General features: G+C 35.1%; 18 protein-coding genes and 2 other annotated features. Of the genes, 17 read left to right on the forward strand and 1 reads right to left on the reverse strand.

Going from position 1 to position 21506, the window contains the following annotated elements:
- Positions 1-234: 234 nt before the first annotated feature.
- From ACYUJ6_RS05190 to leuB, 8 genes are all read left to right on the forward strand, one after another.
- Positions 235-1104, forward strand: a complete 870-nt coding sequence (locus ACYUJ6_RS05190; RefSeq protein WP_461844782.1) for a DUF1002 domain-containing protein — start codon at positions 235-237, stop codon at positions 1102-1104.
- Between the two features lie 31 nt (positions 1105-1135).
- Complete coding sequence (locus ACYUJ6_RS05195) at positions 1136-2011, forward strand: NAD(P)-dependent oxidoreductase (protein WP_461844783.1); 876 nt, start codon at positions 1136-1138, stop codon at positions 2009-2011.
- Between the two features lie 111 nt (positions 2012-2122).
- Positions 2123-2455 carry a divalent cation tolerance protein CutA gene (gene cutA, locus ACYUJ6_RS05200; RefSeq protein ID WP_461844784.1) on the forward strand — a complete coding sequence of 111 codons (333 nt, stop codon included), beginning with the start codon at positions 2123-2125 and terminating at the stop codon, positions 2453-2455.
- A 423-nt stretch (positions 2456-2878) separates the two neighbouring features.
- Positions 2879-4666 (forward strand): methyl-accepting chemotaxis protein, encoded by a 1788-nt coding sequence (locus tag ACYUJ6_RS05205; RefSeq protein ID WP_461844785.1) that lies wholly within the window; start codon positions 2879-2881, stop codon positions 4664-4666.
- A gap of 82 nt (positions 4667-4748) precedes the next feature.
- Positions 4749-4944 (forward strand) — a binding site (T-box leader).
- Positions 4945-5011: 67 nt separating this feature from the next.
- Positions 5012-5213 (forward strand) — a binding site (T-box leader).
- A gap of 131 nt (positions 5214-5344) precedes the next feature.
- The gene (locus tag ACYUJ6_RS05210) at positions 5345-6889 is read left to right on the forward strand and encodes a 2-isopropylmalate synthase (RefSeq protein ID WP_461844786.1); all 1545 of its coding nucleotides are present in this window, start codon (positions 5345-5347) and stop codon (positions 6887-6889) included.
- A gap of 157 nt (positions 6890-7046) precedes the next feature.
- Positions 7047-8309: a 3-isopropylmalate dehydratase large subunit gene (gene leuC / locus ACYUJ6_RS05215; RefSeq protein WP_461844787.1), complete on the forward strand. Its 1263-nt coding sequence runs from the start codon at positions 7047-7049 to the stop codon at positions 8307-8309.
- Complete coding sequence (gene leuD / locus ACYUJ6_RS05220) at positions 8309-8803, forward strand: 3-isopropylmalate dehydratase small subunit (RefSeq protein ID WP_461844788.1); 495 nt, start codon at positions 8309-8311, stop codon at positions 8801-8803. Before leuC ends, leuD begins: the two co-directional genes overlap by 1 nt.
- On the forward strand, positions 8800-9864 hold the full coding sequence (gene leuB / locus ACYUJ6_RS05225; protein ID WP_461844789.1) for a 3-isopropylmalate dehydrogenase: 1065 nt from the start codon (positions 8800-8802) through the stop codon (positions 9862-9864). The genes leuD and leuB overlap by 4 nt, the downstream gene beginning before the upstream one ends.
- 130 nt (positions 9865-9994) lie before the next feature.
- Here the strand turns inward: leuB and cooS are convergent, their stop codons facing one another.
- Positions 9995-11875, reverse strand: a complete 1881-nt coding sequence (gene cooS, locus ACYUJ6_RS05230) for an anaerobic carbon-monoxide dehydrogenase catalytic subunit (RefSeq protein ID WP_461844790.1) — start codon at positions 11873-11875, stop codon at positions 9995-9997.
- A 426-nt stretch (positions 11876-12301) separates the two neighbouring features.
- On the opposite strand from cooS, the gene ACYUJ6_RS05235 reads away from it, so the two are divergent.
- The 9 genes from ACYUJ6_RS05235 to ACYUJ6_RS05275 all read left to right on the forward strand — a co-directional run bounded on the left by ACYUJ6_RS05235 (position 12302) and on the right by ACYUJ6_RS05275 (position 21416).
- The gene (locus ACYUJ6_RS05235; RefSeq protein WP_461844791.1) at positions 12302-13450 is read left to right on the forward strand and encodes a DEAD/DEAH box helicase; all 1149 of its coding nucleotides are present in this window, start codon (positions 12302-12304) and stop codon (positions 13448-13450) included.
- A 274-nt stretch (positions 13451-13724) separates the two neighbouring features.
- Complete coding sequence (locus tag ACYUJ6_RS05240; protein WP_461845447.1) at positions 13725-14135, forward strand: MarR family winged helix-turn-helix transcriptional regulator; 411 nt, start codon at positions 13725-13727, stop codon at positions 14133-14135.
- Between the two features lie 24 nt (positions 14136-14159).
- Entirely contained in the window at positions 14160-14978 is an 819-nt protein-coding gene (arsM, locus tag ACYUJ6_RS05245; RefSeq protein ID WP_461844792.1) for an arsenite methyltransferase, read from the forward strand.
- 147 nt (positions 14979-15125) lie between these two features.
- Positions 15126-15464 (forward strand): ArsR/SmtB family transcription factor, encoded by a 339-nt coding sequence (locus ACYUJ6_RS05250; protein WP_369702738.1) that lies wholly within the window; start codon positions 15126-15128, stop codon positions 15462-15464.
- 26 nt (positions 15465-15490) lie between these two features.
- Positions 15491-15862 (forward strand): arsenite efflux transporter metallochaperone ArsD, encoded by a 372-nt coding sequence (arsD, locus tag ACYUJ6_RS05255; RefSeq protein ID WP_461844793.1) that lies wholly within the window; start codon positions 15491-15493, stop codon positions 15860-15862.
- Positions 15862-17607, forward strand: coding sequence for an arsenical pump-driving ATPase (arsA, locus tag ACYUJ6_RS05260; protein ID WP_461844794.1), 1746 nt, complete (start codon positions 15862-15864; stop codon positions 17605-17607). The genes arsD and arsA overlap by 1 nt, the downstream gene beginning before the upstream one ends.
- A 19-nt stretch (positions 17608-17626) precedes the next feature.
- Positions 17627-18697 (forward strand): ACR3 family arsenite efflux transporter, encoded by a 1071-nt coding sequence (gene arsB / locus ACYUJ6_RS05265; RefSeq protein ID WP_461844795.1) that lies wholly within the window; start codon positions 17627-17629, stop codon positions 18695-18697.
- Positions 18694-19104, forward strand: a complete 411-nt coding sequence (locus ACYUJ6_RS05270) for an arsenate reductase ArsC (protein ID WP_461844796.1) — start codon at positions 18694-18696, stop codon at positions 19102-19104. Before arsB ends, ACYUJ6_RS05270 begins: the two co-directional genes overlap by 4 nt.
- A 356-nt stretch (positions 19105-19460) precedes the next feature.
- Positions 19461-21416, forward strand: coding sequence for a DNA gyrase/topoisomerase IV subunit B (locus ACYUJ6_RS05275; RefSeq protein WP_461844797.1), 1956 nt, complete (start codon positions 19461-19463; stop codon positions 21414-21416).
- The last annotated feature ends 90 nt before the right edge of the window (positions 21417-21506 follow it).

Raw genomic sequence — 21506 nt, forward strand, 5'->3', positions numbered from 1 at the left:
TTTAATATTTATACCATGGCTGCTGTTGCTGATACTTCCAGCTTTTTTAAAGTTAGGAATGACAGGCAAATGTGACCCTGAATAAATTCTTCCCCTAAAGGATAACGTATTCTAAGTGCTAAAGACACTAAGAATACTGTTAATAAGGTGCGGCACGAAAAACATTTTTTATGGGTAAATTCCACCGTACTTGAGAATCAATTTATAAAACTAATTAAAAAGGAGTTTTAAATTATGAAACTTAAAACAATTTTTAGTAAATTCATAATAATGATTATGGCTCTGAGTTTATTTTCATCTTTTGGCAATACCAGAGTTTATGCAGATGCCTACAAAGTTGTAACTTTAGGTGGGGATCTTACAGAACAGCAAAAAGATGATATGCTTAAATACTTTGGAGTTACCAGGCAGGATGTAAATGTAATAGAAGTTAATATAGATGAGGAGAGAAAATACCTGGGAAATGTTGCAACCAGTGAGCAAATAGGAACTAAATCCATATCCAGCTCATATGTGGAACCAACTTCAAGCGGAGGTTTAAATGTAACTACCAATAATATATACTGGGTAAGCAGCAGTATGATAAAAAATGCACTTATAACAGCAGGCATAAAAAATGCAGATGTAAAAGTGTCAGCCCCTTTCAATGTGTCTGGAACTGCAGCACTTACTGGGATTCTAAAAGGCTTTGAAAGCAGCAGCAGCGGAAATAAAATTGATGAAGATAAAAAGCAGGCTGCCAATGATGAATTGATGACTACAGGAAACCTGGGGGATAAAATAGGGAAGGATAAAGCTGCAGGACTTATAAATGATATAAAAACCCAGGTAGTTAAAGAGAAGCCTAAGACAGAGGAGGGAGTAAGGCAGATAGTTGAGAATGTAACCAATAATTACAATTTAAATTTGAGTACTGGTGATATTGATAAAATAACTTCCCTTATGACAAAAATAAATGGATTGAATCTGAATTTTGGAGATATAAAAGGACAGCTGAGCAGTGTGGCGGATCAATTGAAGGGAAATCTGTCAAGTCAGCAGACACAGGGCTTTTTCACCAAGATAATAAATGCAGTCAAAGAATTTTTTTCAAATCTTTTTTAAAATCTAAATAAAACGAAGGTGGGATTATTTTATGAAAAATAACAAACCAATTATAGGATTTATTGGATTAGGAGTAATGGGAAACAGTATGGCTTCCAACATTTTGAAAGGAGGTTATAATTTACTGGTTTATAACAGGACAAAATCCAAAGGGGATAATCTCGTTGCAAAGGGGGCAGAGTGGAGAGATACACCGGCAGATGTTGCAAGAGAAGCGGATATTGTAATTTCCATAGTGGGATATCCTAAAGATGTAGAAGAAGTTTATCTGGGGAAAGATGGTGTACTTGAGAATATAAGAAAAGATGGAATTATGGTGGATATGACTACATCCAAACCTTCTCTTGCAAAAAAAATATATGATGAAGCCAAAAAGAGAGGGATATATTCTCTAGATGCTCCTGTTTCAGGCGGGGATGTAGGTGCTAAAAATGCTGCCCTCTCCATTATGGTGGGGGGAGACAAGGAAATATTTGAAAAGGTTCTTCCTATTTTTAAGCTTATGGGAAAAAATATAGTATGGCAGGGTAAAGCAGGCTCAGGACAACACACGAAGATGTGCAACCAGATAGCCATAGCCGGAAATATGATGGGAGTGTGTGAAACAATTGCATATGCAGAGAAATCCGGACTGGATCCTGAAAGGGTTCTTAAAAGTATAGAGACAGGAGCTGCCGCCAGCTGGTCTCTAAGCAATCTGGCCCCTAGAATGATAAAGGGGGATTTTGAACCTGGATTTTATGTAAAACATTTTATAAAGGATATGAACATAGCTTTAAGCGAAGCTAAGGATATGAATCTGGAAACCCCGGCACTGAAACTTTCAAAATCGCTGTATGATGAATTGGAGAAGGAAGGTAAAGGTGACTGCGGCACACAGGTGCTTTATAAATTAATAGATAAATAGTATTTATTTGTATTGCTGTAATTCATGGATTGAAACAAAAGCTTGTTCGAATTCTATAATTACAGCAATATTTGTGAAAAAATTGGACATACTAATCAGAGGTGATTGTTGTTGAAATATGAAGTTTTTAAAGTAGAAACGTTTATACCGGAAAATTATGTGGATACCCTGAGGGAAGGTCTAAACTTAATTGGAGCTCTCAGCATTGGAGGAAACTATGATAATTGCATGGCTGTTTCCAAAGTTACAGGTTATTGGCGGCCTTTGAAAGGAGCGGATCCTTTTTTGGGAAATGTGGGAGAAGTGAGCAGGGAGACAGAATGTAAAGTGGAATTTTGCTGTAAAAGTGATTTCATAAAAAAAGCCATGAGAACCATAAGAGAAATACATCCCTATGAAGAACCTGTTATAAATGTAATTCCTCTCAGCAATTTTACCTGTTGATAATATATTTTGTGTATATCATTAACATTTATACATAACTCAGGGTTAATTATGTATTGAATGAGCGAAAATAAGACTTTGATCCAAAATAAATTTTGACGCACACATTCGTCCTGTTGTACTTCATTACAGTTCATGAAAACAACAGGATGTTTTTTATATAGTACAATGCAATCACTGTGGCATACAAGATTATAATAAGCTTCTTTAGTGTGTCATTTTTTGCTGTTATGAATAGCTGATTTTATGAGGAAGTTATTAGAAGTATGACTAGGTATACTAAAAATTGTTGATTTTTAGTATACTGTATGATAATATTTAATTCGTGACAATATTTACTTTATAATAATAAATATTGTATCATATGTGTTATTATAAAGTAGGCCATTATGAAACTCAAATTTACATACGGGGGAATGTATTATGAAAAAAAATACAAAGAGAAACAAAAAGGACTCAAAGCATAATGAGTTAAGTAAAAGCTTTTTTCGATCCTATTTACAGTTTTTTATATTAATTGCCTTTTCTGTAGCTCTTATAGGAACTGTTGCATTTTTTAGCGCAAAAAATGCACTGACTGAATTAGGAGAAACTGCTATAAAAAATAAAATTCAAATGGGACTTGCTATGATGAATACCCTGGAAAACCAGGTACAAAAGAAAAAACTCACAAGACCGGAAGCCCAGGAGATATTTAGAAGCCAGATGCTGAATCCAAAACAAGCTGATGGAAAAACAAGGGGACTTAATTCAAAATTGGAGTTAAACATAGGGGCGTACATGTATGCCATCAACAGCAAAGGCATAGAACAGATGCATCCATATAAGGAAGGGGAAGATATATCAAAAGTTAATGATTCGGACGGGAATAATATAGTGCAGCTTATAATGGATGAAGCCAGAAACCCTAAAGATGGAGGAATAGTGCATTTTAACTGGAAAAACCCGGGTGAAACCCGTGAAAGGCCTAAGGTAAATGCAGTGGCGTATTTTGAACCCTGGGATTGGTACATAAATGTAGGATGTTATAATGAGGATTTTTACAAGTCTATTTATAAAATTTTGTTTATTATCTGTACAATATCTGCAATTATATTATTGATTTCCATATTATTTATAAGGAGACTTATGAATAGGAAGGTGAATCCGCTGAGCCAGATAATAAATTCTATGAGCATGGCAGCAGAAGGCAATATATCATCCGTAAAGGTCAATGTGAACAGCAAAGATGAAATAGGATATATTGGAAGAGTATTTAACAAGATGATAGATGAAATAAGAAGTTTATTGGTAAATATAAAGCAGCTGTCTGCTGTCATAGATGAAAAAGTAGAGCTTATAAATTCATCCACTTCAGCCACATTTGAAAATTCCAATGGAATAAAAGAAGCTATGGAAGAAATATCTTCTGCTATAAACAATTCGGCAAAAGATATGCAAAACAGTGTTGAAAATATGAATATTTTATCGGAAAATGTAGATGAAGTTAAAGCCAATAGTATTAACATGGAAAATGAAGCTTCACAGGCAGATAAATTGAATTCAACTATCATAGACATACTTACGGAACTTGAAAATAAAAATTCGGAAAATATAACTGCGGCCAAGGAAACAAATGACAATATAAAGCAGTTAATAAACAAATCCAATGACATAGTAGGCATAGTAAGTACCATAGAGGAGATCTCAAATGAAATAAATTTACTTTCACTTAATGCTTCTATAGAGTCTGCCAGGGCGGGGGAAGCTGGAAAGGGATTTGCTGTAGTAGCGGATCAAATCAAGAAATTGTCCAATGAGACTTCCAATTCAGTTAAACAGATCAATTCACTTATAAAAGATTTAAGGGAGAGTATAAATGTTTCGGTAAGCAGTGTGGAGGTTTATGGAAAAGCTGCACAGTCTCAGGTAGCTACTATAAACAACACAAAGCAAACTCTGGGCAGGGTGGTTGAATTTATAAAAGGCATGCCTCCTGTTATTGAAAAAAATGTAGATAAAATAAACCAGGTGTATAAAAACAAGGATGTGGTGAATTCATCCATGGATTCAATACTCTCGGTCACTGAAGAAATATCCGCTTCATCAGAAGAGATAACGGCCTCAACCTCCGAGGTAAAAGAAAAAATGGGAGAGGTTAAAGAACTGACCAAAGAATTAGGACAATCTTCCAAAGACTTGAAGGAAAAGTTGAATGAATTTTCTTTATAATTAATTCTAAAACAACAAATTTTAAAATACTATTGACAATAAATTTGAACTATAATATACTTAATAACATATTTATAGTTCATAAAAAACTTGGATAGGGATCAGTAGATATGATGTATGTTTTAAAGAGAGCGGGAGAAGGTGGAAAACCGTAAATATTACATATTGAACTCACCCTGGAGTTGCAGGCTGAAATAATAGTAAGCTGCGCCGGCAGATGTCGTTAATGAATTGAGTAAAAATTGGGTGGTACCGCGAACAGATTTCTCGCCCCATAGAGAAACCTGTTTTTTTATATTAACCCTATGGTAATAATTGTAAGTATTGATTTTTAAAACTACAAATATACAAGCTGTGATAGGGAGCAGTAAATATAATATTTATTTTAAAGAGAACAGGTGATATGCTGAAAGCCTGTAAATAGATATATGTTGAACTCACCCTGGAGCTGTAAGCTGAAATAGCAGTAAGCTTTATCGGTATAAAAACCGTTATTGAATTGAGTAAAAAATTGGGTGGCACCGCGAACAGACTTCTCGCCCCATAGAGGAGTCTGTTTTTTGTGTATTTAAAATTGAAGGAAGAAGTTTTTTAACTGGCCAGTTAAAACTTGTTTATATAAATAAAAATTAAATGAAAACCAGGAAATTATGAAAAATAGAATGGAGGAATATTATTATGACAAATAAAATATATATATTTGATACTACACTGAGGGATGGAGAGCAGACTCCAAAAGTAAGCTTGAATAAGAATGACAAGGTGACTATTGCAAGACAACTTGAAAAATTAAATGTGGATGTCATAGAAGCTGGATTTCCAGCAGCCTCCAATGGTGATTTTGAAGCAGTAAAAGCTATTGCAGAGAATATACAAAATCCTGTTATAGTAGGACTTGCAAGGGCTGTAAATAAGGATATAAGCTGTGCATGGGAAGCTCTGAAATACGCTAAAAAGCCCAGGATCCATGTTTTTATTGCAACTTCGGATCTTCATATGAAATACAAATTGAAAATGGAACCGGAAGAAGTTCTAAAAAAAGCAGTGGATACAGTAAAATATGCTAAAAGTTTATGCCCAAGTGTAGAATTTTCACCGGAAGATGCCACCAGGAGCAATCCGGAATTTTTGTATAAGGTGGTGGAGGCTGCCATAGATGCCGGCGCAGATATAGTAAATATACCAGACACAGTGGGATATTCCACTCCAAGTCAGTTTGGGATGTTTATAAAAGGTATCAGGGATAATGTACCAAATATAGACAGAGCAATTATAAGTGTTCACTGTCATGATGACCTGGGCATGGCCGTGGCAAACTCCCTGGCAGCCATTGAAAATGGTGCGGCTCAAATAGAGTGTGCTGTAAATGGCTTAGGGGAGAGGGCAGGAAATGCTGCTTTAGAGGAAATTGTCATGGCTGTTAAAACCAGATCAAACTATTTTAACTGCCATACGGATATTGTAACGGAGGAAATAATCAAGACAAGCGGGCTTGTAAGCCATATAACAGGGGTTCATGTTCAAAGTAATAAGGCGGTGGTAGGAGTAAATGCCTTTGCCCATGAGTCAGGTATACACCAGCATGGAGTGTTAAATTGCAGGGAAACCTATGAAATCATGACTCCGGAATCAGTAGGATTGAAAAAAAGTATTATAGTACTTGGAAAACATTCAGGAAGACATGCTTTTGTTCAGCATTTGATGGAGCTTGGATATGAAGGCTTGAGCAGTGACAAGACAGATGAGATCTTCAGGAAATTCAAGGATCTGGCGGATAAGAAAAAACAGGTATCGGATGAAGATATAGAAAGTCTTGTGAAAAATGAAATATTCCACGTACCTGAGGTATTTAAACTGGAAAATTATCAGGTTTCCACAGGAAATGCAGTGATGTCAACTTCCACTGTGGAAATAGGATATAATGGAAAGATCATAAGAGAGGCCTCCTGCGGGGATGGACCCGTAGATGCTACTTTTAAGGCCATTGAAAAAGCCACAGGTATAAAAGTTGTCTTGGATGATTACTTTATTAAATCCGTGGGCAGCGGAAAAGATGCATTGGGAGAAGTTACTGTGAAAATTAAAAAAGAGGATAGAATATTTTCATCTAAAGGAGTTAGCACTGATATTATAGAAGCCAGTGCAATAGCTTTTATAAATGCTTTAAATAAGCTGTATTATGCATACCATATGGATTGTTCAGAAAAAAGTGCAGCATATTAATGTTAAGTGATTTTTGGATTCAGGTGGAGATTGCTCATGGGTAATGATTTTCACACCTGAATCCTGGAAAAACTTGTACAGGAAGATAGCAGTGCTTATCCCTGGTGATGTTGGCAGTGGTACATTTTAAATAAAATTTTGATAGGGGTGGTTTTACATGGGAATGACCATGACACAGAAAATACTAGCTTCTCATGCTGGAATGGATACTGTAAAGGCAGGTCAGCTGATTAACTGCAAGCTGGATTTAGTTTTAGGAAATGATATAACAACACCTGTAGCTATAACAGAATTTAATAAAACAGGATTGGATGAGGTTTTTGATAAGAAGAAAATTGCAATTGTACTGGATCATTTTTCACCAGCTAAAGATATAAAATCTGCAGAACAATGCAATTGTGTCAGAAAATTTGCAAGAGCTAAAAATATAGAGAATTATTTTGAAGTAGGACAGATGGGAATTGAACATGCATTACTGCCGGAAAAGGGACTTGTAGTTGCAGGAGAAGCAATTATAGGAGCGGATTCACATACCTGCACTTATGGCGCACTTGGTGCTTTTTCCACAGGAGTGGGAAGTACGGATATGGCAGCCGGTATGGCTACGGGAGAAGCATGGTTCAAGGTACCCGGGGCAATTAAATTTGTATTAGAAGGCAGGCTGTCGCCATGGGTAAGCGGAAAAGACGTTATTCTTCATATTATAGGCAAAATAGGAGTGGATGGAGCTCTTTATAAATCCATGGAGTTTACAGGAGATGGAGTAAGTAACCTGTCAATGGATGATAGGTTCACCATTACCAATATGGCTATTGAAGCTGGAGCTAAAAATGGTATTTTTGAAGTGGATGAAAAGACCATTGAGTATATGAAGGAACATTCAACAAAAAAATATCATATATACACTGCAGATGATGACGCTGTATATGAAAAAACCATAGAAATTGACTTATCTTCTATAAGACCAACAGTTTCTTTCCCTCATCTTCCTGATAATACAAGAACAATTGATGAGGTTGGAGACGTAACTATAGATCAAGTGGTTATAGGTTCCTGTACAAATGGCAGGATAAGTGATTTAAGAATAGCAGCAAAGGTATTGGAGGGCAAAAAGATAAATAAAAACATCAGGGCAATTATAATTCCTGCAACTCAGAATATATATCTCCAGGCAGTGAAAGAAGGACTTGTGGAGATATTTATAAAAGCGGGGGCAGTAGTGAGCACTCCTACTTGCGGCCCATGTCTTGGAGGATATATGGGCATACTTGCCAAAGGAGAGAGGGCGATATCCACTACAAACAGAAATTTTGTAGGAAGAATGGGAGATCCGGAAAGTGAAGTTTATCTGTCTAGTCCGGCAGTAGCTGCAGCATCTGCAATAACTGGAAAAATTTCATCACCAGAGGAGGTGGAATAATGATAGAGGGAAAAGCAATAAAATACAGAGATAATGTAAATACAGACGTTATAATACCGGCCAGATATTTAAATACAAGTGATCCGAAAGAGCTGGCATCTCATTGTATGGAGGATTTGGATAGGGAATTCAGTGAAAAAGCTCAGGAAAAATCCATAATTGTAGCAGAAAAAAATTTTGGATGTGGATCTTCAAGAGAACATGCACCTATAGCCATTAAGGCTGCAGGAATAGGATGTGTAATTGCAGAAAGCTTTGGAAGGATTTTCTTCAGAAATTCTATAAATATAGGCCTTCCAATAATGGAATGCAAGGAAGCATCAGAGAATATAGAAGAGGGGGATAAAATATCTGTAAATGTAACTACAGGTGTCATAAAAAATATTACAAAGGGAAAAACCTATAAGGCTGATCCGTTCCCAGAATTCATGCAAAAAATCATAGATTCAGATGGACTTATAAATTACGTTAAAAAGGAAGTGTCAAACAAGTGAAAATAGCTGTTATACCTGGGGATGGAATTGGAAATGAGATAATTGTACAGGGAAAAAAAGTACTTGAGACTGTTGCTCATAAATATAATTTTGATTTTGAATATGAAGATGTACTTTTAGGGGGAAGTGCATTGGATAGAAAGGGGACTCCGCTGCCAGAAGAAACTGTGGAAATTTGCAAAAACAGTGAGGCAGTACTTTTAGGGGCAGTAGGAGGGCCTAAATGGGATAAGCTACCAAGCAATTTGCGGCCTGAAGCCGGACTTCTGGGTATAAGAAAGGCTCTCGGGGTATTTGCAAATTTAAGACCGGCTATATTATTTCCAGAACTTATATCATCATCAAATTTAAAAGCTGAAGTATTAGGTGGAGGACTTAATATAATGATAGTCAGAGAATTAATAGGGGGAGCTTATTTTGGAGAAAAAAACACAATAGATATAAAAGGGGGTCAAAAAGCCTGGGATACCATAAGCTATTCCAGTTTTGAGATAGATAGAATCGCAAGAAAATCTTTTGAAATCGCAAGAAAGAGGAATAAAAAACTTACGTTGGTAGATAAGGCCAATGTACTTGAAAGTTCTAAACTCTGGAGAAAAGTTGTGGAAAAAATTGCAGCTGAATATGAAGATGTAGAAGTGAATTATATGTATGTGGACAATGCCGCAATGCAGCTCATAAGAGATCCTAAGCAGTTTGACGTTATTTTAACTGAAAATATGTTTGGAGATATTTTAAGTGACGAAGCTTCAATGCTTACAGGATCCCTTGGAATGCTGCCTTCTGCCAGTGTGAGAGGTGATTCCTTCGGACTCTATGAACCAGTTCATGGATCGGCACCGGACATTGCAGGACAGGATAAGGCAAATCCAATTGGAACAATTATGAGTGTGGCCATGATGCTTAAATACAGTTTTAATATGGAAATTCCTGCAGAAAACATAAAAAATGCAATATCAAAAGTTCTCAGAGGGGGCTATAGGACTTTGGATATTGCCGTAGAAGGTGCAAAAATTGTGGGAACAGAGGAAATGGGAAACCTAATAATTAAAAACATATAAAAATTTGCAGGGCTCAAAAGCCCTGCAAATTTATGTCAGGGGGTCTGACTCCTTGACATAAAATGGGAAATAAGTAAATAAACAAGCATGGGGTCTGACCCCGAAGACCCCAAAGAACTGCATTTAAGTTTTAATTAAGTCCTAAACCTTTTCTCTTTGCAAGTATGATTTCCTCCAATTTGTCTGCAGCTTTTATCACATCATCTTCTACTATGAGTCTGCCGCCTGTTAGATTTTCCATATCTTCAGTTAGAACTTTTGTTACAACTTTACTTCCGCCTATAAAAGGAGATATGGCAAGATGAAGGGGAAGTCCTAGTGCAAGCCCGAAACTTCCATCTGCCAGAGCCTGTTCTTCAAGCCATTGAGGTGCGGAAAGTACAAGTGGCAGCTGTGGAATATCTATTTTTAGGTATTCTGCCAGTTCTTTTGCCACAATTTCAAGTCTTCCAATGGCAAGACATGGACCAAAGTTTAATACAGGTGGTATTCCAAGGCTTGTGCACACTTCTTTTAAACTATCTCCTGCAAGTTCTGCAGCGTTAGGGGACATGAGTCCTACATTTTCAAGACCACCACTTGAACAACCTGCAGAAAGAACAATTATATTTCTTTTTATAAGCTCCTTTGTAAGTTCTACCGTAAATACATCATGTCCTTTAGCCGTTAGATTTGAACAACCTACTATTCCAGCTACACCTTTTATTTTGCCTGCGGCAATCAGATCCACCAGTGGTTTCCAGCTTCCACCTAAAAATGATTTCAGTGAAGTCTCACTTACACCGGTTATCACATCGTCAAAGCCGTGATTTTTTGGAATGTTCATTTTAATTTTAGGTCTTCTCTTTTTATAACTTTCAATGGCCTTGTCTATAATGTGATTGCTTATTTTTTCTCTATCTTCAAAGGAATATTCTACATATTCTGCATCGGATTTTTTACTGACATCGTCCAAACATATGGTTTTAACCATGAATTTATCAGCTATTGGTTCAATACCAGGAAGAGTACAGTTGAATTCGGATACTATGGCGTCTATACCTCCTGTAGCTATTAGGGCTTCACTTGTGAAGTTATTTCCCACATGACCTGAAAAAACATCAGAGTAGTATTTGCCTCTCAATTGTAGATCTTGCCCTACGCAAGTGCAGCCTACCAATTTGAAGCCTTTAGCACCAACTGCCTGGGCCTTTTTTACAACCTGGGGTTTTGTAAGCTCTTCCTCAAGATGGGCGATTATGGACTGCTGATGACCTGTTATCATTAAATTTATATAATCAGTATCTATAACTTTAAAACCAACCTTTGCAGGTCTTATAGCAGGTTCGCCTAAAATTATGTCATTTAATAAATTGGTAAGGGTGAGTCCATAAATTCCAGTGGATATTCCAAGTTTCAAACAGTTTAAAAGCATGTCTACAGGGTCACTGTTTAAGTTTGTGGAAGTTTTTACTACACCGTCAAAAACTTCTGATTTTGCACCACCAGGCATTATATTTAGCTTCTTCCAGTTTTCCAGTCTAGGTTCATAGGCAAGTTTATTTACAATTTCCATTTTTTCAAACTTTGGTTTATATAAATCTTTTAATACAATATCAGCCACTAATACAGCCTTTTTGTGTAGATCAGATTCTCTTATACCAAGTTTCTCCGCCAGGCTGTTGAGTGTGTTTATTCCCTTTATTTTTCCATGGGTTTCACCAATGGATCTTAAGTTTCTGGCTGTATTTTCTACTATATGAATATAGCAGCCACTGCCTGCAGCTACAGCTCTTAGAAAATTTCTTGCCACTATAGTATCTGCGGTAGCACCACATACTCCTCTGGGAGATTTCGGGGCAATTCTACAGGGACCGTTGGCACACAATTTACAACATACTCCAAGCTGACCAAAACTACATTTGATTTTCTGGCTATTTACTCTATGGTGGGAAGTTTCCACACCATCTAGAGAACTTATAAAATTTTCAAGTACTTTATCTGCTGATTCACAAATTTTGTTATTTGACATAATTAACCCTCCAAAGTATACTATTTAAGTATACTTTTAAATTATTAAAAATCATTAAATGCAAATAGTATATGATCAATTTAAAATAGTGTGAAATAATTATAATTTATTAGAATAGTTTAGAATTGATCTTTACAATGATTTTAAATAATATTTAAGAATACTTATATAATATTTTTTATTTTTAAGTATATGTAACTTACAAATAATTTTTATCGATTGTTTATAATATAAACCTTTTCAAATTCTTTGTCAATATAATACATGAAAAAATTTAAAAAGTAATAATTTTAATTTGCCTAAAAATTTATTTATATTGATATAATAAGAGAGACAAAGTGAAAAGCTATTAAAAGTTACAAGCAAAATTGCCATCAAAAAAAGTTAGAGTAAAATTACCAGTAAATAAAAAGGAGTAAAAAATACATGACAAAAATTTTGTTTAATGAATTGGGTATAAATGAAAACATAACAGGAGGACTGAAAAAGGAGGGTATTCAATATGCTGCTGAAATACAATGCAAGGCAATACCGGAGGCACTTTCAGGCAAAGACATAGTAGTGGAATCAGAAACAGGAAGTGGAAAAACCTTAGCTTATATTGCACCTATATTTCAAAAAATACACTGTGACAGTAAAGATGTTCAGGCATATATACTTGTTCCTACACATGAACTTGCCATTCAAGTGCATAATGTGATAAAAACCTTGGCTTGTAATTCAGATGTTCCCGTTAGATCTGAAGCTGTAATAGGAAATGTGAATATAAAAAGGCAGGTAGAAAATTTAAAAAGGGAAAAACCTCATATAGTAGTGGGTTCTACAGGAAGAATACTTCAACTTATTAAAATGAAAAAACTGAAATCTCATAATGTTAAAACCATTGTGGTGGATGAAGCGGATAAACTTCTGGATAAAAATAACATAAATGATGTTAAAGCTATAATAAAAACTACATTAAAGGAAAGGCAATTGATGTTTTTTTCAGCCACTATAGATGATAGAACTTTAGATATATCAAGGGATTTGATGAAGGATTACAGTTTTATAAAAAATGAACAAAAAACTTCTATAAATGAAAATATAAAACATATGTGCTTTATATGTGAGAGAAGAGATAAAGTATTGATTTTAAGGAAACTTGTGCATATATTAAATCCTGAAAGAGCTATTGTATTTGTAAATAAACCGGATGAAATAGAAATACTTACGGAAAAATTAAAATACCATAAATTAAAAGCAGAAGCCATATATGGAACTGCAGACAAAGAAGTACGTAAAAAAGCTTTACAGGATTTTAGATCAGGCAAAATCAATTTGTTAGTGGCTTCGGACATAGCAGCCAGAGGGCTGGATATAGAAGATGTAGATTATATTTTCAGCTATGATATACCGGAGGAAGCTGATAATTATTTACATAGATCAGGAAGAACCGCAAGAGCTGGTAAGGAAGGTACCTCCATATGCCTGATCACAAATAAAGAACAGCATCTGCTGAAGAAATATGAAAAGATATTTAATATAAAAATAGGTTTAAAGGATATGTACAAGGGAAAAATAATAGAACGTAGATAGTTAGAAAATTCTTTGATAAAAAGTAATTTTGGTTAAATGATCTCAGTGATAAAAAAGTCACCGGGGTCATTTTTTTTAAAGTTCTTTAGAAAAAGATTGGGAATGCTGATACTTTGATCAGTTTCCAGAGTAAGTTTCTTTGAAACAAAATTTACAGCACTGGAAACAAATTAGAATTAAATAATAGTTGCATATTCTAATTGTTTTATGATACAATAATTGCAGGAGGTAATTATTTGTGAGCGATATAGATAAATCAAAACAATTACGGGAAATGATTAGAACACTTGAAAGAAAGCTGGGAATATTGAGTGAAAGCGAAATTGTGTGTTGTGGAATAACAATGACTCAATGTCATGCCTTAGTAGAGATAGGGCGTGCAGAAAATATCTCATTAAATGAACTGGCTCAATTATTAAATCTTAAAAATAGTACAATGAGCAGAACTGTAAATAACCTTGTTACTAACGAGTTAGTAAAACGAGATATTGATCCGCAGGACAGAAGATATGTAACTATATCTCTTACTGAAAGTGGTATGAAAATTTTTAAAGGTATTGAGGAAGGGATGAATTTATACTTTAAAAAAATTTATAATTTTATACCTGAAAATAAACAAGGACAGGTAATGGAGAGTATAGAAATGCTTGTTGACGCTATTAGCAAAAATGAATGCTGTAAATAATAAAATGAAGGGAGAACGATATAAATGAAATCTGATGTAAAAAATAAGGTAAAAAAATATTATGGTAAAATTGCAAAGAAAGTTAATAGTGGAGTGGGAAATAACTGCTGTTCAACATCTTCCTGTTGTGGTGATATAAGCAAATCTTCACTTATTTATGAAGGGGAAAATTTAAACGATTTGCCAAAAGAAGCAGTGGAAGCATCTTTAGGCTGTGCAAACCCTGTACTATTTGCAGAACTAAAGGAAGGTGAAACTGTACTTGATCTAGGAAGCGGTGGTGGCATTAACGTACTTATGTCCTCAAAATACGTTGGATCAACTGGAAAAGTTTATGGCTTAGATATGACTGATGAAATGCTGGAACTTGCTAATAAAAATAAAGAAAAAATGGGTGTGGAAAATGTTGAGTTTCTAAAAGGTTTTATTGAAGATATACCCCTTCAAAATAAAACCATTGATGTTATTATGTCAAACTGTGTAATTAATTTATCAGATAATAAAGAAAAAGCTTTGTCAGAAGCATACAGGGTCTTGAAAAACGGTGGACGTCTTGCTATTGCAGATATTATTACTATTAAGTATATTCCTTTAGCTCTAAGAGAAAAAGCAGGAATGTGGTGCGGCTGTCTGGGCGGAACTCTTAATATTCAAGAATACGGGAGTATTCTTGAAAAAGTAGGATTTAAGAATGTTGAAGTAAAACCAGTACACATTTACACTAAATCAATTATAGAAGAAACTTTTCTAAAAAACAAATATCTTGATGAAACAGTAAAAGACATTGACTTAGATCTTATTGACGGAGCATTTGCAGGTGCATATGTAAAAGCGCACAAATAAAACTGCAGTAACAGATAAATATCTATTACATAGGCTGTTATATATATGATAGTCTATTTTTTAATAAGTAAAATAATTATATTGACACTATATAGATAATGGTCTATATTGTTTATATAGACCATTATCTATATAAGAGGTGACTTTATGAATTTGGATTATGAACTAAACGCAAAAATATTCAAGGCATTGTCTGATCAAAACAGATTAAGAATTATTGATATACTTTCCTGTGGCGAAAAATGTGCCTGTGATTTACTGGAAAACTTTAATTTTACGCAGCCCACCTTATCGCACCACATGAAAGTGCTGATGGATTGTAAGCTTGTTAAATGCAGAAAAGAAGGAGTATGGAGTCACTATTCATTGGATAATACTAATGCAAATAAGCTGGTGTTGTTTTTAATGAATATCATGACAGATACAGAGGAATGTATCTGCAAATGCCAAAGCACTGGTTTATGTGAAACTGACAATGAAGAATAAATTTGTATTATGGAGGAGAGATTTATATGAAAAAAATGATAATTTTTGATCCGGCAATGTGTTGTTCTACAGGTGTATGTGGACCTTCCATAGATCCGGAATTGCTGAGAGTTTCTACTGTTATTGATAATCTTAACAAAAAAGGTGCTGCAATTGAGAGATATAATTTAACAGGTAATCCGCAGATATTTGTTGACAACAAGATTATTAATGAAATATTAAATAGGGAAGGTACGGATGTGCTGCCGGTAACTATGGTGGACAATGCAATAGTAAAGACAAAAGCATATCCCACAAATAAAGAGTTCTGCAAATTCCTTGATATATCAGAAGACTATTTGAAAACTGGACTGAAAATTAAGTCTAAGGGCTGTGACTGCAGAGGGGGATGCTGTTAATGTTTAAAAAATTTAATCCCGATAATATAAATTTGACTAAGTATTTGTTTTTTACTGGCAAGGGTGGTGTGGGCAAGACTTCAGCTGCCTGCGCCACTGCAGTTGCCCTTGCAGACCAGGGGAAGAAGATAATGCTTATAAGTACGGATCCAGCTTCTAATTTACAGGATGTATTCAGTACAGAGCTTAATAATAAGGGTGTTAAGATTAAAGAGGTACCGAATTTAATAGTTGCAAATCTAAATCCTGAGGAAGCAGCTGCAGAGTACAGGGAAAGTGTAATAGCTCCATATCGTGGCAAACTGCCGGAAGCAGCTGTTAAAAATATGGAAGAACAGCTTTCTGGTTCCTGCACTGTCGAAATAGCTGCTTTTAATGAGTTTTCAAATTTTATCACTGATGAAAATATAGAAAAAGAATTCGATCATATAATATTTGATACAGCACCAACGGGCCATACACTGAGAATGCTTCAGCTGCCTTCAGCCTGGAGTAATTTTATTGGTGAAAGCATTCATGGGGCTTCATGTCTGGGGCAGTTATCAGGACTTGAGGATAAAAAAGAATTGTATAAAAATGCAGTTATAACTTTATCGGATAAAATGGAAACTACTCTAATACTTGTATCACGACCTGAAATCACCCCTTTAAAAGAGGCAGAGAGAGCATCTAAAGAACTTAAGGATATAGGAATAAATAATCAAATACTAATAATCAATGGAGTTCTTGGAATTCATGATGACAATATTTCAGATGCAATTTACTCAAAACAGAGGAATGCTTTGGAGAGTTCACCTAAAAGCTTAAAAGATCTTGAAACCTATGAAATACCACTTAGACCATACAATATAACAGGGCTTAAAAATATAAGGGCATTTTTAAAAGAGGATAATATTGAATACAGCAGTGTAAAGTTAAATGCAAATAAAGTATTTAAGTTAAAGGATATAATTGATGAGTTGTACAATACAGACAAAAAAGTGATATTTACTATGGGAAAAGGCGGAGTAGGCAAGACTACCATTGCAGCTGCCATTGCACTGGGACTTTCTAAAAAAGGTAAAAGAGTTCATTTAACTACCACTGACCCGGCAGCACATCTAAAATTTGTTCTAGATAAAGACTGTGGGATTACATTGAGTCAAATTGACGAAAAAGAAGAGCTGAAAAAGTATAGGGAAGAAGTATTGAGCAAGGTAAGAGAGACCATGAATGAAGATGACATAGCATATATTAAAGAGGATCTTAGGTCCCCCTGCACCCAGGAAATAGCTGTATTCAGAGCTTTTGCAGAAATAGTGGAAAAGTCTAAGGATGAAGTTGTGGTTATAGATACCGCCCCTACAGGGCATACTCTTCTTCTGCTGGATTCCACCCAGAGCTACAATAGGGAAATACAGCGATCCGAAGGCAACACACCCCAATCGGTGAAGGATCTTTTACCAAAGCTTAAAAATTCCCATGACACGGAGGTTATTATTGTGACTTTGGCTGAAGATACTCCAGTTTACGAATCCATGCGTCTTGAAGCAGATCTGAAACGTGCGGGAATTGCAAGTAAATGGTGGGTTATAAATTCAAGTATGTATGCAGCTAATACTACAAATAGTGTACTCAAAGCTAAAGCAAGCAATGAAATACCATGGATAAATAAGATAAGTGAAATTTCCAACGGAAATTTTGCATTAATAGAGTGGAAAGCAGAAGAAGTTAAAGGCAAAAAATTGTTTGATCTATTAAATTAAAGAAAACAGGAGGTATATTATGGAAAGCAAATCATCTAGACTATCATTACTTGATCGTTATTTGACGCTTTGGATATTTCTTGCTATGTTTGCAGGAATTTTACTTGGCTGGGGAGTGCCGGGCATATCAAGAGGACTATCCAGTTTGTCTGTTGGGACTACATCCATTCCAATTGCAATAGGACTTATTGTAATGATGTATCCGCCCCTTGCCAAAGTGAACTATAAAGAACTTGGAAAGGTATTTAGAAATCCCAAGGTATTATCTCTATCACTTATTCAGAACTGGATAATAGGACCTATACTTATGTTTGCACTTGCAGTAATATTTTTACATGCTTATCCTGCATATATGACAGGTCTTATCCTCATTGGAATTGCAAGATGTATTGCCATGGTCATCATATGGAACAGCCTTGCAGATGGCGATACGGAATATGCAGCTGCACTTGTAGCTTTTAACTCTATATTCCAGGTTATATTTTATTCCATATATGCCTATATATTTATAACTGTACTTCCAACCTGGTTCGGACTTACCGGATACAGTGTAGATATTTCCATGGGAAAAATTGCTTCTTCCGTTGCAGTCTACCTTGGAATTCCTTTTGCACTTGGAATGTTAACAAGATTACTGTTGGAGCCTAAGATGGGCACTGAATGGTATACAAAAAAGTTTATACCAAAAATAAGTCCGCTGGCTTTGATAGCATTGTTGTTCACTATTGTTGTGATGTTTACTTTTAAGGGAAAGTATATTATAGAATTACCTTTAGATGTAGTTAGGATTGCCATACCACTTGTAATCTATTTTGCAGTTATGTTCTCAGTTTCATTTTTTATAAGTTATAAATCAGGTATAGACTATAAAAAGACAGCTACACTTTCATTTACTGCTGCGAGCAATAACTTTGAACTTGCCATAGCTGTAGCCGTTGCTGTATTTGGAATAGAGTCAAAGGAAGCTTTTACAGCGGTAATAGGACCATTGATTGAAGTGCCTGTAATGATAGGGCTTGTAAATGTAGCATTGCACTGGAGAAAAAGATGGAAAGGTTGGGGTCTGACCCCTCAGAGGAGGAAAAAATGAGACCAAAAGTGGCTTTTATATGTGTCCATAACTCATGTAGATCACAGATGGCTGAGGCAATAGGAAGATTATATGGAAGTGAAGTATTTGATTCATACTCAGCTGGCACTGAAATTAAATCTGAAATAAATAAAGATGCAATTAGAGTAATTAAAAAATTATATAATATTGATATAAGTGAAATTCAACATGTTAAGTTGATTGATGATTTACCTGAAATAGATATAGTGATAAAAATGGGCTGCAATGTTGCATGTCCATTCTTACCATCTAAATACGAGGAAGACTGGGGAATTGAAGATCCTACGGGAAAGGGTAATGTGGAATTTGATAAAACAGCAAAAATAATTGAGAAAAAGGTAAAAGATTTAGCGAAGAAAATAAAAAATGGAGAAATTAAAATCTAATCCATTTCATCAAGGTGAAGTGTTTATAAAGCATGTGGTTTAGAAAAATGTAATGTAATCACCATATGCTTTATTTTCATTTTAAAAGTATCTTAATCACATCTCCTGACGAAAATTTAATAAGCCGATATGATGATCTTCTATTATAGCAAATTTGCATAATTGGACTTATATATATATAATAATTTTGAAGTTTAAACTTCAGTTATATACCTTCTTTAATAATTTCAGAAGGCTTTTTTGAATTTTAGAGGGAATTGATTTTAAGAAGCAAGAAGGAATTTACTGTTTGTTATTGGAATACTATATGAAAAAGCAAAGGGTAAATTATATGGCATAATTTTGGAGGAAAATAAATGAAAAATATAACTACAAAAAGTGATGTTTATGATGTAAATTCTCTAACCTCCCTGGAAAAACTAGAGCCAGTGCGGATTAGACCCGGTATGTATATAGGTTCTACGGGAAGCAGAGGTCTTCATCATTGTATATGGGAAATATTGGATAATTCCATAGATGAAATTTCAAATGGATTTGGAGATAGAGCTTGCGTAATACTAAATGAAGATGGAAGTGTGTCTGTAATAGATAATGGCAGGGGCATTCCTACAGGTATTCATCCTGTAAAAAAAATAAATGGGGTGGAAATGGTATTTACTCAACTTCATACGGGAGGAAAATTTAATAATGAGGTTTATAAGACCTCTGGAGGGCTTCATGGTGTAGGGGCAGCGGTAGTAAATGCTTTATCCAGATGGATGGAAGTGGAAGTTAAACAAAATGGACATATATATGCACAGAGATTTGAGTATGCTTATGACAAACTGCTTAAAAAAGATATGCCGGGAACGCCTGTAACTGATCTTGAAGTAAAGGGAAACACTAGGGAAACGGGTACTAAGGTGACTTTTATGCCGGATGAAAGGGTATTTTCCACAGTTGATTTCAAACTGGATGTAATAGAGGAAAGACTGAGAGAATTAGCTTTTCAAAATAAAGGCATAACTTTAAAATTCATATGCAATTGGGATGGAAATAAGATACAGAAGGAATATCATTCGGAAAGAGGACTCCTGGATTTTATAGAATATTTAAACGAGAGCAAGACACCTCTTCATAAAAATCCTATATTATTTGAAGGAGAAAGACATATTGGAGATATGGACATGGAGGGGGAGGTGTGTATTCAATTTACTGATTCCACCACTTATCATATAGCAAGTTATGTAAACAATATTCCAACTACAGAATCCGGAACCCATGAAAGTGGATTTAAAACCGGCATGACCAGGGCATTTAAGGAATGGGCGAAAAAGCTGAATTTATTAAAGGAAAAAGACAGGGAATTTGAGGGAGATGATTTGAGGGAAGGAATGACCGCCATAGTTAAAATAAGAATAAATAATCCAATATTTGAGGGGCAGACTAAGACTAAATTGGGAAATACAGAAGCTTATACTATGATGAATGATCTTTCCTATACTAAACTTTCTGAATGGATAGAAGACAATAAGAGCATGGCTTCTGTTATAATAAATAATGCCATTAACGCTGCAGCAAGAAGGGAAAAAATAAAAAAGATAAACGATGCAGAAAAAAAGAAAATAGGAAAAGGGGCTGCACCTCTTGCTGGGAAAATTGCAGTATGTACCCTGAAAGATTCATCAAAATGTGAATTTATAGTAGTGGAAGGTGATTCCGCAGGGGGATCTGCGAAGCAGGCAAGGGACAGGCGCTTTCAGACCATAATGCCGTCTAAGGGTAAAATAATGAATACGGAAAAGCAGAAACTGGAAAATGTACTGGGAAGCGAAGAGTTAAAAATATTCAATACGGCCATCGGTACAGGAATGCTGGAAAATTACAGGGAGGAGGATTTGAGATATAATAAGATTATAATATTAAGTGATGCTGATGTAGACGGGTACCATATAAGGGCGTTGTGGATGACTTATATATATAGGTATATGAGGGAACTTATTTCAAATGCCCACTTGTATATAGCACTTCCACCTCTTTACAAAGTTTATAAGCAGAGCAGGGGAAAGGATGTAACCAGGTATGCTTATAGTGATGGACAGCTTTTAGAAGCAAAAAAAGAAGTGGGTTCTGGTGCACTTATTCAGAGGTACAAAGGTTTAGGCGAGATGAATCCTGATCAGCTTTGGCAAACCACCTTGAACCCTGAGAGCAGGACTCTCCAGCAGATAACTATAGATGATGCTGTTAAGGCGGAAAAAATGATATCTCTGCTTATGGGAGATGTAGTGGCACCTAGAAAAAAGTACATGTATAAGTACGCACAATTTTAGACAATTCACAATTGATAATTCATAATTCACAATTTATGGAAAATTTTCTTTCGCTGAACTTTAGAAAATCTATAATATAGATTTTTTGCA

It is taken from the genome of Clostridium sp. JNZ X4-2, from assembly GCF_054889485.1.

Coding starts and splice junctions, on each gene's coding strand:
- ACYUJ6_RS05190 (WP_461844782.1), top strand. CDS start 235: ATGAAACTTAAAACAATTTTTAGTAAATTCATAATAATGATTATGGCT.
- ACYUJ6_RS05195 (WP_461844783.1), top strand. CDS start 1,136: ATGAAAAATAACAAACCAATTATAGGATTTATTGGATTAGGAGTAATG.
- ACYUJ6_RS05205 (WP_461844785.1), top strand. CDS start 2,879: ATGAAAAAAAATACAAAGAGAAACAAAAAGGACTCAAAGCATAATGAG.
- ACYUJ6_RS05210 (WP_461844786.1), top strand. CDS start 5,345: ATGACAAATAAAATATATATATTTGATACTACACTGAGGGATGGAGAG.
- leuC (WP_461844787.1), top strand. CDS start 7,047: ATGGGAATGACCATGACACAGAAAATACTAGCTTCTCATGCTGGAATG.
- leuD (WP_461844788.1), top strand. CDS start 8,309: ATGATAGAGGGAAAAGCAATAAAATACAGAGATAATGTAAATACAGAC.
- cooS (WP_461844790.1), bottom strand. CDS start 11,875: ATGTCAAATAACAAAATTTGTGAATCAGCAGATAAAGTACTTGAAAAT.
- ACYUJ6_RS05235 (WP_461844791.1), top strand. CDS start 12,302: ATGACAAAAATTTTGTTTAATGAATTGGGTATAAATGAAAACATAACA.
- ACYUJ6_RS05240 (WP_461845447.1), top strand. CDS start 13,725: ATGATTAGAACACTTGAAAGAAAGCTGGGAATATTGAGTGAAAGCGAA.
- arsM (WP_461844792.1), top strand. CDS start 14,160: ATGAAATCTGATGTAAAAAATAAGGTAAAAAAATATTATGGTAAAATT.
- ACYUJ6_RS05250 (WP_369702738.1), top strand. CDS start 15,126: ATGAATTTGGATTATGAACTAAACGCAAAAATATTCAAGGCATTGTCT.
- arsD (WP_461844793.1), top strand. CDS start 15,491: ATGAAAAAAATGATAATTTTTGATCCGGCAATGTGTTGTTCTACAGGT.
- arsA (WP_461844794.1), top strand. CDS start 15,862: ATGTTTAAAAAATTTAATCCCGATAATATAAATTTGACTAAGTATTTG.
- arsB (WP_461844795.1), top strand. CDS start 17,627: ATGGAAAGCAAATCATCTAGACTATCATTACTTGATCGTTATTTGACG.
- ACYUJ6_RS05270 (WP_461844796.1), top strand. CDS start 18,694: ATGAGACCAAAAGTGGCTTTTATATGTGTCCATAACTCATGTAGATCA.
- ACYUJ6_RS05275 (WP_461844797.1), top strand. CDS start 19,461: ATGAAAAATATAACTACAAAAAGTGATGTTTATGATGTAAATTCTCTA.